Here is a 13,692-nt window from a genome sequence, read left to right as displayed (position 1 = left end):
GAAACGGACCTTAGGACGGAGCGCGCCCCGCCCTCAAGGCCTAACGCTCGATCGCGTCGGCGACGAGGCCGATGGTGAGCGCGTAGAAGTTGGAGCAATTATAGTCGAGGATCATGTCATAGTTGCGGGTCAGCAAATAGGCCGTGTTCCCCGGCCCGTCGGGCTCGAACAGCTTGAGCATGACATTGTCGGAAAAGCTCGTCGTCACCGGTGTCACACCCAGCGCCCGCCACTCAGCCATCGTCATCCAGCGGCTATGGCGATTGAAGACCGCCGGACATCGCTCGGGCGGGCTCGTCCGGCGCACCGCGTCGCGATCGAAGCCGCGCGGCACGTTGACGGCAATGCCCCAATCGATGCCGCGCTCCCAGCCCTTGGTGGCGAGATAATTGGCGATGGAGGCAAACGCATCGGGCTCTGAGCCCCAAATATCGGCCCAGCCATCGCCATCGCCATCCTTGGCGAGCGCAAGGATGTTGGTCGGCATGAACTGCGTCTTGCCCGCCGCGCCCGCCCAGCTGCCGGTGAGGTGACGCCGCGTATAGCCCTTGTCCATGAGCTTCATCGCGGCGACGAACTCGCCCTCGAACAGATCGCGGCGGCGCCCTTCCCACGCCAGCGTTCCGAGCGCTTCGAACAGGTCGAAATTGCCGGTGATCCGCCCATAGCTCGTTTCCTTGCCGTAGATGGCGAGGATGACGTCCTTGTCGACGCCATATTGATCCTGGATGCGGTGCAGCGTCGTCCAATGCTGCCGCGCCTCTGCCTTGCCGCGGTTGATGATGTCGGCAGTGACATGCTTGCGACGATAGGGCGCGTAGGGCGGAATGCGGGTCGATCCCGGCGAACCGCCCGGCTGGGCTCGATCGAGGTCGATCGAACGTTGTTCGATTTCCAATCTTGGGATCACCGCGTCGATCGTGCGCTGGCTGACCCCCTCGGCGCGGCTACGCGCGGCAAGATGGCGCTTATAGGCTTCCCAGCTCATCGCGCCGGTCGGGGTCGCCGGTACGACCGAGAGACTTTCCGCCGCCTCGATCGCTCCCTCGGGCAGGGGGGCGAGCGGATCGCGCTCCTGCCCACAGGCGGGAAGTGCGAGCGCGACGGCGCTCGCAGCAAGGAAGGTGGTACGCATCAATAGGCTTACGATCATCCAGCCATCCTTATCCATCGCTCGACCGAAAAGCAGCCGATTTCGTCCCGGGCCTTGCACGGACCGGCCTTTCGCCATAGCGAGGCCAATCTGAATCGCGGGTGGACGACGACCGGTTCCCTGTGATTGCGCGGAGAGGTGGCAGAGTGGTCGAATGCTCCGGTCTTGAAAACCGGCGTGGGCGCAAGCTCACCGTGGGTTCGAATCCCACCCTCTCCGCCATTTCCTCTAGCGGCGAAGCTCCGTAAAGAGCCGCCGAAACGCCGCCACCTTGGGCGCGTCGTGGCGCACGATATAGGGGTGGCGCGGGTTTTTCTTCGCGAAATCCTGGTGATAGGTCTCGGCAGGCACGAAAGGCGCGGCGCGCTCCAGCGTGGTGACGATGGGCCGCTCATAGATCCCTGCCCGCCCCAGTTGCGCGATATAGGCGCGCGCCTGCCGCGACTGACGATCATTCATCGGGAAAAAGGCAGTGCGATAATGCTCGCCGACATCGGGGCCCTGCCGGTTCTTGAGCGTGGGATCGGCGATGACCGAGAAATAGACGCGCATCAGATCGGCATAGGACACGACACGCGGGTCGAACACGACCTTCACCGCCTCGGCATGACCGGTCCCGCCAGAAATGACCTGCTTGTAGGTGACATCGCCCGAGGCACCCCCGGCAAAGCCCGACACCGCCGAGCGCACGCCTTCGACCTGTTCAAACACCGCCTCGACGCCCCAGAAACAGCCGCCCGCGAAAATCGCAATTTCGGATGCGGCGGGATTGTCGATCACCAGTCGCGCCGCCGGGACCTTGTCATAGCCGCCCTTGGCCGACGCGCCTCCGCAGGCGGCAAGGGTGAGAGCGAGAAAGGCGAGCGCGCTACGTTTCATCATCGGTCCAATTGCAGTTCGGGGACATCCTCGGGTTCGCGCACGCCGCGCGGATGGTTACGCTTGAGCTGCTCCTTGAGCGCGCGCACCGACGGTGCCCAGAGGAAACCGAAGCTCACGCACCCCTCGCGTCCGTCGACCGCATGATGCAGCCGATGCGCCTGGTAGAGCCGCTGGGCATAGCCCTTCTTGGGGACGATACGGAATGGCCAGCGCTGGTGCACCAGCCCGTCATGCGCGATGAAATAAAGGATGCCGTAGATCGTCGTGCCGAGCCCCACATACCACAGCCACACCGGCCCCATGGCACCGACCGTGAACATGATGATCGCGAGCCCCGCGAATACCACCGCATAAAGGTCGTTCTTCTCGAACATCCCGACGCGCTTTTCGTGATGCGACTTGTGCCAACCCCAGCCCAAGGCACCATGCATCACCCAGCGATGCACCGCATAAGCGGTCAGCTCCATCGCCAGCACCACGGAAAATGCGATCAGAAGCCCCTGCCAGAGGGGAAAGGTCGTCAGGAAAGCAAAACTCATGAGGCCTTCTTCGTTTCTTGCCGCACCGCGGGCAGGCGCCACCAGGGCGTGCCGGGGTGCAGATGATGTTCGTGATGGTAGCCGAAATGGAAACAGCTCAACAGGCTGCCCAGAACCGGGAAGTCGTTCGACCGGCTGTTGTGATGATCGGCGAATGCCTCGCCCTCGACATGGGCATGCGGGCGATAGGTGCCGAAATAGAAAAGCTGCATCGAGGCGGCGAGCGAGGGCCCGGTCCAGAAGAGGAGATGCACCAGCCGCTCCCAGCCGCCAGCCAGATAAAGGATCGCGCCATAGCTGATTACGATCGTCCCCGTGATCCAGAAAACATACCAGTCGAGGTAGCGCGTCATGAAGGTCCAGTACCAGCGCGGCAGGCTCGAGGGATGGTCGGCGTCGAAGTCGGGATCGCCGGCCGTCCCGACATGATCGTGATGCGCATGATGCTTGGGCAGCAGTCGGTCGTAGCTGAACCCCATGTAGAGCCGAAGCGCCACGCGACCGACGAGCCGGTTCACCCCAGGTGCCCCGGGCGCAAGCGACCCATGCATCGCGTCATGCGCGACGATGAACAGGCCCACCGAAAGCCACGTCTGTACAACAAAGAGCGCGAGCGCGAGGAGCGGTTGCTCCCACGCCACGAGGAACCATACCGCCGCGACATGCCCGCCCACCCACGCGCCGACAATCAGCGCTGCCAGCAGCAGGCCGGTCGAAGTCTGGCGAAGGGCGGCGTCGCGTTCCATGGTTACCGCCCTAGCTTATAGCGCCGAGCGGTGAAACAAGGCTGAACGACCTAGCCCTGACGCTTGGCTCAGCTTTGCCGGACCGGGTCAGGATGCATCTCGTCCATTCGCCGCGTGCGCCCGTCGGGGCAGACGATGCGGACATGATGCCGCTTCAATTCGCGCGGGCTCGCGACGCCGCAGCTATGCGCGATGACCCCGACCTCCTTGCGCATCTGGTCGACAAAATTCGCGACCTTGTCGGCCTTGTCCTCGGGCACCAGCCCGCGCTGCAAGCGCTTCCTGTGTGTCGTCACCCCCGTGGGGCAGTTGTTGGTGTGGCACTTCATCGCCTGGATGCACCCGATGGCAAACATGAAGCCGCGCGCGGCATTGATGAAATCGGCCCCCGCCGCCAGCGCCCAGGCGATGTCCGAGGGGGTGATGAGCTTGCCCGACACGATGATGCGGATGCGCTCGGTGAGGCCGTGCTTGGCGCGCAGATCCACGGCAAGCGGCAACGCTTCGTGGATCACCATCCCGACATTGTCCATCAACGGCATCGGCGCGGCGCCCGTCCCGCCGTCGCCCCCGTCGATGGTGATGAAGTCGGGCGCGCTATCCTTGCCGCGCCTCGTGATCGCGCCGAAGAAACCATCGATCCAACCGTCATCACCCAACACCGTCTTGATCCCCACCGGCAGTCCCGACACCTCGCGCAGCATGGCGATATAGTCGAGCAACTCCTCGTCGTTCGAAATCTCGGGGTGGCGGTTGGGCGAGATGCTGTCCTGGCCCTCGGGAATACCGCGAATCTCGGCGATTTCGGCGGTCACCTTCTTGCCCGGCAGGATGCCGCCCTTGCCCGGCTTGGCGCCCTGCGCCAGTTTCAGCTCAATCATGCGAACCTGTTCATGGCTCGCGATCTTCCTGAGCTTGTCAGGATCGAGACTCCCATCCTCTTTGCGCCCACCATATTTGGCGGTCCCCAGCTGGAAGACGATGTCGCCGCCGCCTTCCAGATGCGCGGGCGCCAGCCCGCCCTCGCCGGTCGACATCCAGCAGCCCGCCTTGGCGGTGCCGAGCGACAGCGCGCGGATCGCGGGCCTGGACAAGGAGCCATAGCTCATCGAACTCATGTTGAAGAAGCTCGGCGCCTCATAAGGTCGCTTCGCCCCCGGGCCGATCACGATGGGCGGCGCTTCGACCGCATCTTCATCGAGCGTCGGCCAGGCCGCGTTGACGAAGATAGGCGTACCCACCGGTTGCAGGTTCTTGGTCGACCCGAAGGGCCGCGTGTCGCCCTTGCCGGATGCCGCGCGATCGACCCAGTCGCGCTGGGCCCGGTTGAACGGCATCTCCTCGCGGTCCATCGCGAAGAAATATTGCCGGAAGAACTCGCCGAGCTTGGTGAACAAGTGGCGGAAGCGTCCGATCACCGGATAGTTGCGACGCACCGTGTCGCTGCGCTGGCTGACATCGACGATGAACATCATCGCCACCGCGAGCACCGCCAGGCCCAGCACCCAGATGAAGGCGATGGCCAGCCAGTTGAAAATCTGTTCGGTCACGCTCACGGCCTACGCCTCCCCCTTGCCCTCCAGCGCGGCGAGGAATTCGGCCGCCCAATGGTGGACGTCATAAGCGTTAAGCCCGTCATAGAGACTTTGCCAACGCTCCTTGCGCTCCTCCCACCCCATCCGCAGCGCCTGGTCGAGCTTCTGGGCGATGTCGATCTGGCTGTGCGGATTGATGATGAGCGCACCATCCTCCATCTGGCTCGCCGCCCCGGTGAAGCGCGACAGGAGCAACACACCGGGGTCTTCGGGGTCCTGCGCGGCGACATATTCCTTGGCGACGAGGTTCATGCCGTCGCGAAGGCTGGTCACCAACCCGACATGTGCGGCTCGATAGATGCCAGCCAGCTCGGGCCGCGCATATCCCTTGTTGACGTAGCGGATGGGCACCCAGTCCACCCGTGCATGCTCGCCGTTGATGCGCCCCGACAATTTGTCGAGCTCGTCGCGGATTTCGGCATAGGCCTGCACCTCGCCCCGGCTTGGCGGCGCAATTTGAAGCAAGGTCACCTGCCGATGCCATTCCTCGCGCTCGAGCAGCTTGCGATACCCGTTGAACCGCTCGATCAGCCCCTTGGAATAATCGAGCCGGTCGACCCCGACGATCATCTGCCCCGTCACATTGTCGCGTGCACGGGTGTAGCTCGCCTCGGCTTCGGGCCCGACCGCGAGCTCGGCGAAGTCTTTCGCATCGATGCCGATGGGAAAGGTTGCGCAACGGATGGTGCGATCCCCGATCGTCAGCCACTCGCCATCGACCTCGGCGTCCAGCTCGCGTTCGCAATAGTGAAGGAAGCTCTCGCGCCACTCGTCGGCCTGAAAGCCGATCACGTCATAGGCGAGCATCGTCTCCACCAGCCGCCGATGAAAAGGCAGCGTCAGCATCAACCGATGCGGCGGCCAGGGCGTGTGCAGGAAAAAGCCGATCCGGTTCTTTACCCCCCGGTCGCGCAGATAGGATGCCATCGGAATGAAGTGATAATCATGGACCCAGATCGCGTCGCCCTCCCCCACCATCGGGGCAAGGGTCGAGGCCATCTTCTGGTTCACTTCCTCATAGCGCTTGCCGAAGGCGCGATCGAAATCGGCAAGATCGATGCGATAGTGGAACACCGGCCACAGCGTCCGATTGGCATAGCCATTGTAATATTCCTCGACGTCTTGTTCATCGAGGTCGACCACCGCCGCCGACACGCCATCATGCTCGAAAGCGTCGACCTCGCCGGTAAAGCTCGGCGCGGTATTGCCCGACCAGCCGAACCACAGCCCGCCCGATTTCCGTAGCGCCGAGGTCAGCGCTACCGCGAGCCCGCCTTGCGCGCCGTCATTCTCGCGGCCGCGAGGCACGTTGACCCGGTTCGAGACGACGATCAGCCGGCTCAACGGACCGCGCTCCACGGCCGCGACAACAGCATCGCGCAATTAATCAGCCCGACCAGCGAATAGGTCTGCGGGTAATTGCCCCACAATTCGCCCGTCTTGAAATCGGTATCCTCGCTCAACAGGCAGGCGGGGGTCAGCCGTTTCAGCGTCGCCTCGAACAGGTCGCGCGCCTCTTCGTCGCGCCCGACCCGGTGTAGCGCCTCGATGAGCCAGAAAGTGCAGAAGTTGAACGCCGTCTCCGGCAGCCCGAAATCATCCTCGCTGGCATAGCGCAGCATCTGGTCGCCATGTCGCAACCCTTTCTCCACCGCCTCGAGCGTCGCGCGGAACTTGGGATCGTCGACCGGCACGAAGCGCATGTCGACAAGCTGCAACAGGCTCGCGTCCAGTTCGTCGCCATCGAAGATCGCCGAATAGCGCCCCTTCTCCTCGCACCAGGCGCGCTCCTCGATCACGCTGCGAATGTGCCGTGCCTTGTCGGTCCAATAGCGTTCGCGATCCTCCAGCCCCAGCCGCCCCGCGATATTGGCGAGCCGGTCGACCGCTGCCCAGCACATGACCGAGGAATAGGTATGCACCGAGGCGCGCGTTCGAAATTCCCACAGCCCCGCATCGGGTTCGTCGAATTTAGCCGCCGCCATCTCGCCGATCGCTTCCAGCTGCCGGAAATCGCTCTCGTCCCCGGCGCGAAACAGGCGTTTGTCGAAGAAGGCCTGCGCGTTCGACAGGACGATCTGGCCATAGGCATCATGTTGCGACTGGGTGAAGGCGGCATTGCCGATGCGCACCGGCCCCATGCCGCGATAGCCAGACAGCGCTTCTGCAAACCCCTCGGTCAGCTGCGCATTGCCCCCCACGCCATAGAGTGGCTGCAACTCCTCGCCCTCGGCCCCGTCGACGAGATCGCGCAGATAATGGAGATAGCCCTCGAGCACGTCGAGCGCGCCGAGGCGATTGAGCGCCTGCACGGTGTAATAGGCATCGCGGATCCAGCAATAACGATAATCCCAGTTGCGCTCCGACCCCGGCGCTTCCGGGATGGAGGTCGTCAGCGCGGCGACGATGGCGCCCGTTTCCTCATGCTGGCACAGCTTGAGCGTGATGGCGCAGCGGATCACCATATCCTGCCAATCCAAGGGCACCGCCAGACCGCGCACCCAATGCATCCAGTGGCGCTTGGTCTTGTCCATCATCCGCGCGACATTGGGCCCTATCGCGCCCTGAAAGCTCTCGTCCGCGCCGAGGAAAAACGCCATGTCGCGTTCGATCCGGAACGCCCGGCCGTCGAGCACGCGCCCCACGGGCGCATCGGTCGAGAGGCGAAGCGGCGCAGGCTCGGTCAGATAGCGCACATGATTGGACCCGCGCGTGCGATCGGCATCCTCCTCCCCCCAGCCGGTCGCGGGGTTGAGCATGATCTTCAATCGCGGCCCGCCCGCCACCGGGCGAACGATCCGCGCGAAGGCGACGGGGCGATAAAGCCGTCCCTTGGCCATGTAGCGCGGACAGAAATCGTAGACATCGACCGCGCCCCCATCCTCGTCGGTCAGACGGGTGATAAGGATCGGCGAATTGCCGTCATAGCGCGGCTCTGCCGAAACCTGCTTCTCGAGTGCGAAGCGCCATTCGCCGCGCGGCAGGCCCACGCGCCCTTCGCCCTTGGGTTCGAGCAGCGAACAGAACAGCGGATCGCCATCGACCTGCGGCTGGCAGCCCCAGACGAAGCCCGCCTGGTCATCGACCAACGCGCTGACCTGGCAATTGCCGATCGGCCAGAGATTGAGATTGTTCATCCGAGCCACTCCCATACCGCATCCACGTCGGCGAGGCGATGCCGTGCCCGGCTGCCCTCGCGCGATCCCACCAGCACGCCATGGCCGCCGAGCGCCTGCGCGGCGGCAAAGCCATGTTCGTCGGTGAGATCGTCTCCCACCATCACCGGCACGCCGGTGCTGAACGGCGCCCGCCGCATCAGCCGCGTCAGCGCATCGCCCTTGTCCCCGCCAGGCACGCGCAGTTCGGCGACATGATCTCCGAACTGGCAGCCGAGCTCGTTGAGCTCCGCGATCCGCCGCACCATCAATGCGGCCCGGTCGCCCCGCGCCGGATATTGGCGCCAGTGCAGCGCCGCCCCGAAGGGCTTCTCCTCATAGAGCAGCCCCTGATCCGCCGCGAACGCCTCGAGCTCTGCCAGCGCTGCCCCGAGCCGCTCAGGCGCCTCACCCCATGTCTCGCGCACGCCCTCGATCCGCGCCTCCATCCCATGCGAACCAATGAGCGCGATCCGTTCATCGCCAATCCGCGCGGAGAGGCTGTTCAGCGCCCGCCCGCTCACCACCGCCAGCCGACCGTCCAACCGCTCGTGCACGGCGATCAGGCGTTCCAGCCTCCCCTCGCCCAGCCGCGTCGCCTCGGGATCGCTGGTGAAGCCCGCCAAGGTCCCGTCGAAGTCGAGGAACAGGCTGGCGCCCTTCAATAAACTTGTTGATGCGGTCTCGACGATGCCTCGCCCCCGTTGTGATCGTTCCCATGGCTCTACGCAGCACGAATGGGCCAGTTCCCGCCGCTTTTCGCTGGAACCGGCTCGCCGCCCACGGTAAAGCGCGGCCCATGCTTCAGAAATCGACCCCCAAGACGCTTGTTCCCTTCGACTGGGAAGATCCCTTCAACCTCGATGACCAGCTGACCGACGAAGAGCGGATGGTGCGCGACAGCGCCCATGCCTTCGCGCAGGAGCAATTGCTTCCCAATGTGAAAGATCACTTCAACGAGGAAGTGTTCGATCCCGAGATCATGCCCAAGATGGGCGAACTCGGCCTGCTCGGCGCGACGGTCGGCGAGGAATATGGCGGCGCCGGCCTCGGCTATGTCAGCTACGGCCTCATCGCCCGCGAGATCGAGCGCGTCGACAGCGGCTATCGCAGCGCCTGTTCGGTGCAGTCCAGCCTCGTCATGCACCCGATCAACGCCTACGGGTCGGAAGAGCAGAAGAAGAAATACCTTCCCAAGCTCGCGACCGGCGAGATGGTCGGCTGTTTCGGCCTGACCGAACCCGATGCGGGCTCGGACCCGGGCGGGATGCGCACGACCGCGAAGAAAATCGACGGCGGCTACCTCCTCAACGGGGCCAAGATGTGGATCACCAACAGCCCCATCGCCGACGTCTTCGTCGTCTGGGCCAAGTCGGAAGCGCATGACGGCAAGATCCGCGGCTTCGTCCTCGAAAAGGGCATGAAGGGCCTCACCGCCCCGCAGGTGAAGGAAAAACTCAGCCTGCGCGCCTCGATCACCGGCGAGATCGTCATGGACGATGTCGAGATTCCAGAAGAAAACCTCCTCCCCAATGTCGAGGGGCTCAAGGGCCCCTTCGGCTGTTTGAACGTCGCCCGCTACGGCATCAGCTGGGGCGCGATGGGAGCGGCGGAGGCCTGCTATGCCAGCGCGCGCAACTACCAGCTCGAACGCAAGCAGTTCGGCCGCCCGCTCGCCGCCAACCAGATTCCGCAATTGAAGCTTGCCAACATGGCAACCGAGATCGGCCTTGGCCTCCAGGCCAGCCTGCGCGTCGGCCGCCTGCTCGAAGAGGGCAAGCTCACCCCCGAGATGATCTCGATCATCAAGCGCAACAATTGCGGCAAGGCGCTCGAGATCGCCCGCACCGCGCGCGACATGCATGGCGGCAACGGCATCAGCTCGGAATATCCGGTCATGCGCCACATGCTCAACCTCGAGACGGTCAACACCTATGAGGGCACGCACGACGTCCACGCCCTCATCCTCGGGCGGGCCATCACCGGCATTTCGGCTTTCTAAAGCCTTGGGCACGAGCTAGGCTCCCCTCGGATCCATCCGGGGGGAGTTTTACGCATGACCGTCGCCATCATCGCCATCGCCATTCTGGTCGTCCTGCTCCTTTGGGGCGTTGGCATCTACAACAAGCTGGTGCGCCTGCGCGCGCTGGTGCGCGAAGCCTTTTCGGGCATCAACGTCCAGCTCCGGCGCCGCGCCGACCTCATCCCCAATCTCGTCGAGACGGTGAAGGGCTATGCCTCCCATGAGCGCGAGACGCTCGAAGCGGTGATCGCCCAGCGCGGCAATGCCGTCGCCGCCAAGGGCGTCGAGGCGACCGCGCAGGCCGATGCGATGATGACCGGCCTCTTGGGCAGGCTCATGGCCGTGGCCGAGGCCTATCCCGACCTCAAGGCCGACGTGAACTTCCAGAAGCTGCAGGACGAGCTGACCGCAACCGAGAACGAACTCGAGGCCGCGCGCCGCTACTACAACGCCACCGCGCGCGACCTCAACACCCGCGTCCAGTCGGTCCCCGACAATTTCGTCGCGGGCCCCTTCGGCTTTTCCACCGAACCCTATTATGAGGACGTCGACCCGGCGATCCAGTCGGCGCCCAAGATCGACTTCGCGGGCTGAGGGCGGTGCCTCTGCGCGCGTTTCTCGCCGCCTTCCTTGCGCTGCTTCTCGCCGCGAGCCCGGCCCAGGCGCGCGAGACGATCCGGCATTTCCACGCCGATTATGCGATCCAGCCCGATGGCTCGATGCAGGTGGTCGAGACGATCCGGGTCCGGGCGGAGGGGCGCGAGATCAAGCGCGGCATCTTCCGCACCATTCCGACCCGCTACCGCGATCGCGACGGATCGGTCGAGAATGTCCGCTTCCGCTTTCTCGGCGCCGAGCGCAACGGCCGCCGTGAAGAGGCAAAGGTCACGCGCCAGTCGAATGGCATGAACATCCGCCTCGGTAGCGCCGATACGTTTCTCACGCCTGGCGAGCACAGTTACAAGCTGCGCTACACCATCGAACGCGCGGTCGGGCGGTTCGACGCGTTCGACGAGCTTTATTGGAACGTCACCGGCAACGACACGACCTTTCCGATCGAACGCGCCAGCGCGACGATCCGCTTGCCCACCACCGCCCCCGGCGGCTTCATCCAGAGCAGCTCCTATACGGGGCGCGTCGGCAGCGCCGAAAATAACGCCCGCATCACCCGGCAGGATGACCGACAGATACGCTTCGAAACCACGCGCGGCCTCGCCCCCCGCGAAGGCCTGACCGTCGCCGCCGCCTTTCCCAAGGGTGTTGTCACCCCGCTCTCGAATGCCGAGCAGCTCGAACGCCGCCTCGCCGACCATGCACCGCCGATCGCGGCGCTCCTCGGCTTGCTGCTCGTCGTCGGCTATTATGTCCACGCCTGGCGCACGGTAGGGCGCGATCCACGCGCTGGCCCTGTCGTTCCGCTATTCGCCCCGCCCGACGACCTCAGCCCCGCCGCGATCCGCTACCTGACGCGCCAGACGATGGACCATCGCGGCATGACCGCCGCGCTCGTCGATTGCGCCATCAAGGGTCATGTCGAATTGAGCGAGAAAGATGCCGGGCTGTTCAAGACACGCAAGATGACGATCCATCGCCTCGACCCCACTGCCGAGCTACGGGCGATCGGCAAGGGCGAACAACGCATGCTCGCCGAGCTGGCACGGCCGGGCCAGTCGATCGAGATGGACAATGACCATCACGAGGCATTCAGCGCCGCCCGCAAGGCGCTCGAAAAGCCCTATGAGGATCACTATCTCGGCAAGGCCTTCCACCGCAATCTCGGCTGGGCCTTCGCGGGCATGCTGTTCCTCATCGCCGGCATCTGGCTCGCCGCGGCGGGGGTGGTATGGGCCGAGGAAATGGCGCACTCCTCGCAGATCCTCCTGTCGGTCGCAGGCGTCACCGTCGGGGCCCTTTTCTTCCTCGGTCGCCCGGATCGGGGCGACGCCTTTCGCTGGCCGATCATCATCCTCGCGCTCGTCATCGGTTCGGCAGGCCTGCTGCTCGGCCTCCCCTTCGTGCCTCTTGCCGCCGCCAGCGGCAATTTCGCGCCCGTTCTCGTCCCCATGATCGGGGGCGGCCTCATTGCCCTCTCGGGTTTTTTCTGGATGGATGCGCCGACCCCCAGGGGCCGCGCGATGCTCGACCGCATCGCGGGCTTCAAGCAATATCTCGAGACCACCGAACAGGAGCGGTTCGATCGGATGCAGTCGCCCCGCGAACAGCTCAAGCTGTTCGAACGCTATCTGCCCCATGCCATCGCCTTAGGCGTCGAGAACCGTTGGGCGAGCCGGTTCGAGGACGTGCTCGCCGCTGCTGCCGCCGCTCCGAGCGACCGCAACCGCGACCAAGGCTTCGTTTGGTATCACGGCAGCCGCGACATCTGGTCCAACCCCACGGGCTTCGCGACCGCGATCGGCGCGTCCATGACCTCGACTATCGCGTCGGCCTCCAGTGCCCCGGGCTCCTCGAGCGGGTCTGGTGGCGGCGGTTTTTCGGGCGGTGGCGGTGGGGGCGGCGGGGTCGGCGGCTGGTAACGTCTAGCCGCCGCGCGGCGCGGGGCGCCGCCACACGCCGACCGGCTCGTCGCCGTACATCTTCTCGCCGCGATAATCGAAGCCGAGCTTGCCCGCCAGCTTGCGCGACGGCGCATTGTCATCGTCGATGATGGCCCAGATCGACACGCCGTGCTCGGCGTCGAGCCAGGCGAGCGCCGCACTGGTGGCCTCGAAGGCCAGGCCCTTGCCGCGCCCCTCGGGTGCGAAGATATAACCGAGTTCGGGATCGGGCTCGAACCCCCCGTCGATCCCACGCCAAGCGTTGAAGATGCCGCACGTACCAATGAGCGCACCATCCTCGAGGCGGGTCACCGCCCAACCGCCATAGCCGATGATCTGCCAACTGCCGATCGAGGCGAGCCAGCGACGCCAGGCGTCCTCTCGGCTCGATCCCCGGCCACCGACGAACCGCATTGTCGAATGATCGGCGACGATGGCATAGTAAGCGTCCCAGTCATCCGGCTGGTAATGACGCAGCACCAAACGCTCGGTCTCCAGCGTGGGAGCCGAGCGCAAGGGCTTAAGGGGCGCGCCCGCATCCACGGGCGCCGCGCCTTACTTCTTCTTCGAGAGCGAAAGACCGCCGAAACGCTTGTTGAAGCGTTCGACCTGGCCGCCCTGCGCCGCCTTGCGGCTGCCACCGGTCCACGCCGGATGGCTCTTGGGATCGATGTCAAGGGCGAGCGTGTCGCCTTCCTTGCCCCAGGTCGAGCGGGTCTCGAACTTCGTGCCGTCGGTCATTTCGACGGTGATCATGTGATAGTCGGGATGCGTTTCTTTTTTCATCGTCTTTTCCGATTGTTGGGCCGGTTTCCGACCGGCCTTGGGAAAGGGTCGCGGCTCCCTAGCCAATCATGCCTTGCCGATCAAGCAAAACCGGCCTAGCGCTACAGGCGGATCACCGAGGTTCCGCGACCGTAATGGCCGCGGCGAAGAGGGAAGCCGGCGAACATCCGGCGCTGTGCCCGCAACTGTGAGCGACCGCAACCGCGGTCGCGAAGCCAGATACCGGCCTCAATCGATCCATCGTCCGTCCCATCCGCC

The 13,692-nt window shown here is 64.7% G+C and carries 13 protein-coding genes, 1 tRNA gene and 1 riboswitch; of the genes, 4 read left to right on the top strand and 10 right to left on the bottom strand.

The features are described 5' to 3' along the window. Window positions 1-40: 40 nt before the first annotated feature. The gene (locus tag NUW51_RS03195) at window positions 41-1,153 is read right to left on the bottom strand and encodes a lytic murein transglycosylase (protein WP_265562684.1); all 1,113 of its coding nucleotides are present in this window, start codon (window positions 1,151-1,153) and stop codon (window positions 41-43) included. A gap of 132 nt (window positions 1,154-1,285) precedes the next feature. Between NUW51_RS03195 and NUW51_RS03190 the strand changes: the two genes are divergently transcribed. Continuing rightward, a tRNA-Ser gene (locus tag NUW51_RS03190) sits at window positions 1,286-1,375 on the top strand. A gap of 6 nt (window positions 1,376-1,381) precedes the next feature. Here NUW51_RS03190 and msrA read toward each other — a convergent pair. From msrA to otsB, 7 genes are all read right to left on the bottom strand, one after another. Continuing rightward, window positions 1,382-2,035, bottom strand: coding sequence for a peptide-methionine (S)-S-oxide reductase MsrA (gene msrA / locus NUW51_RS03185; RefSeq protein WP_265562682.1), 654 nt, complete (start codon window positions 2,033-2,035; stop codon window positions 1,382-1,384). Then, window positions 2,032-2,574: a sterol desaturase family protein gene (locus NUW51_RS03180; protein ID WP_265562679.1), complete on the bottom strand. Its 543-nt coding sequence runs from the start codon at window positions 2,572-2,574 to the stop codon at window positions 2,032-2,034. Before NUW51_RS03180 ends, msrA begins: the two co-directional genes overlap by 4 nt. Next, window positions 2,571-3,320: a fatty acid desaturase gene (locus NUW51_RS03175; protein ID WP_265562677.1), complete on the bottom strand. Its 750-nt coding sequence runs from the start codon at window positions 3,318-3,320 to the stop codon at window positions 2,571-2,573. Before NUW51_RS03175 ends, NUW51_RS03180 begins: the two co-directional genes overlap by 4 nt. 68 nt (window positions 3,321-3,388) lie before the next feature. Then, complete coding sequence (locus NUW51_RS03170) at window positions 3,389-4,876, bottom strand: FMN-binding glutamate synthase family protein (RefSeq protein ID WP_265562675.1); 1,488 nt, start codon at window positions 4,874-4,876, stop codon at window positions 3,389-3,391. 3 nt (window positions 4,877-4,879) lie between these two features. Beyond that, window positions 4,880-6,259: an alpha,alpha-trehalose-phosphate synthase (UDP-forming) gene (locus NUW51_RS03165; protein WP_265562673.1), complete on the bottom strand. Its 1,380-nt coding sequence runs from the start codon at window positions 6,257-6,259 to the stop codon at window positions 4,880-4,882. Continuing rightward, window positions 6,256-8,052: a glycoside hydrolase family 15 protein gene (locus tag NUW51_RS03160; RefSeq protein WP_265562671.1), complete on the bottom strand. Its 1,797-nt coding sequence runs from the start codon at window positions 8,050-8,052 to the stop codon at window positions 6,256-6,258. The genes NUW51_RS03165 and NUW51_RS03160 overlap by 4 nt, the downstream gene beginning before the upstream one ends. Next, window positions 8,049-8,735 carry a trehalose-phosphatase gene (otsB, locus tag NUW51_RS03155; protein WP_265562670.1) on the bottom strand — a complete coding sequence of 229 codons (687 nt, stop codon included), beginning with the start codon at window positions 8,733-8,735 and terminating at the stop codon, window positions 8,049-8,051. The genes NUW51_RS03160 and otsB overlap by 4 nt, the downstream gene beginning before the upstream one ends. Window positions 8,736-8,869: 134 nt before the next feature. On the opposite strand from otsB, the gene NUW51_RS03150 reads away from it, so the two are divergent. From NUW51_RS03150 to NUW51_RS03140, 3 genes are read left to right on the top strand one after another with little or no spacing between them, the layout of a single operon-like run. Further along, window positions 8,870-10,072: an acyl-CoA dehydrogenase gene (locus NUW51_RS03150; RefSeq protein WP_265562667.1), complete on the top strand. Its 1,203-nt coding sequence runs from the start codon at window positions 8,870-8,872 to the stop codon at window positions 10,070-10,072. A 54-nt stretch (window positions 10,073-10,126) separates the two neighbouring features. Beyond that, window positions 10,127-10,687, top strand: coding sequence for a LemA family protein (locus NUW51_RS03145; RefSeq protein WP_265562664.1), 561 nt, complete (start codon window positions 10,127-10,129; stop codon window positions 10,685-10,687). A gap of 5 nt (window positions 10,688-10,692) precedes the next feature. After that, window positions 10,693-12,627, top strand: a complete 1,935-nt coding sequence (locus tag NUW51_RS03140) for a DUF2207 domain-containing protein (RefSeq protein ID WP_265562662.1) — start codon at window positions 10,693-10,695, stop codon at window positions 12,625-12,627. 3 nt (window positions 12,628-12,630) lie between these two features. Here NUW51_RS03140 and NUW51_RS03135 read toward each other — a convergent pair whose 3' ends face one another. Beyond that, on the bottom strand, window positions 12,631-13,191 hold the full coding sequence (locus tag NUW51_RS03135) for a GNAT family N-acetyltransferase (RefSeq protein ID WP_265562660.1): 561 nt from the start codon (window positions 13,189-13,191) through the stop codon (window positions 12,631-12,633). 12 nt (window positions 13,192-13,203) lie between these two features. Next, on the bottom strand, window positions 13,204-13,434 hold the full coding sequence (gene rpmE / locus NUW51_RS03130) for a 50S ribosomal protein L31 (protein WP_265562659.1): 231 nt from the start codon (window positions 13,432-13,434) through the stop codon (window positions 13,204-13,206). A 101-nt stretch (window positions 13,435-13,535) separates the two neighbouring features. Then, window positions 13,536-13,679: riboswitch (cobalamin riboswitch) on the top strand. Window positions 13,680-13,692: the final 13 nt, after the last annotated feature.

This window comes from Sphingomicrobium arenosum (assembly GCF_026157085.1).
GTDB classification, from domain to species: domain Bacteria; phylum Pseudomonadota; class Alphaproteobacteria; order Sphingomonadales; family Sphingomonadaceae; genus Sphingomicrobium; species Sphingomicrobium arenosum.
This window is presented reverse-complemented; position numbering and strand designations above follow the sequence as displayed.

What these genes read in the sequence shown, in the direction of transcription:
- NUW51_RS03195 (WP_265562684.1), bottom strand. Translation starts at nt 1,153, where the DNA reads ATGATCGTAAGCCTATTGATGCGTACCACCTTCCTTGCTGCGAGCGCC.
- msrA (WP_265562682.1), bottom strand. Translation starts at nt 2,035, where the DNA reads ATGATGAAACGTAGCGCGCTCGCCTTTCTCGCTCTCACCCTTGCCGCC.
- NUW51_RS03180 (WP_265562679.1), bottom strand. Translation starts at nt 2,574, where the DNA reads ATGAGTTTTGCTTTCCTGACGACCTTTCCCCTCTGGCAGGGGCTTCTG.
- NUW51_RS03175 (WP_265562677.1), bottom strand. Translation starts at nt 3,320, where the DNA reads ATGGAACGCGACGCCGCCCTTCGCCAGACTTCGACCGGCCTGCTGCTG.
- NUW51_RS03160 (WP_265562671.1), bottom strand. Translation starts at nt 8,052, where the DNA reads ATGAACAATCTCAATCTCTGGCCGATCGGCAATTGCCAGGTCAGCGCG.
- NUW51_RS03150 (WP_265562667.1), top strand. Translation starts at nt 8,870, where the DNA reads ATGCTTCAGAAATCGACCCCCAAGACGCTTGTTCCCTTCGACTGGGAA.
- NUW51_RS03145 (WP_265562664.1), top strand. Translation starts at nt 10,127, where the DNA reads ATGACCGTCGCCATCATCGCCATCGCCATTCTGGTCGTCCTGCTCCTT.
- rpmE (WP_265562659.1), bottom strand. Translation starts at nt 13,434, where the DNA reads ATGAAAAAAGAAACGCATCCCGACTATCACATGATCACCGTCGAAATG.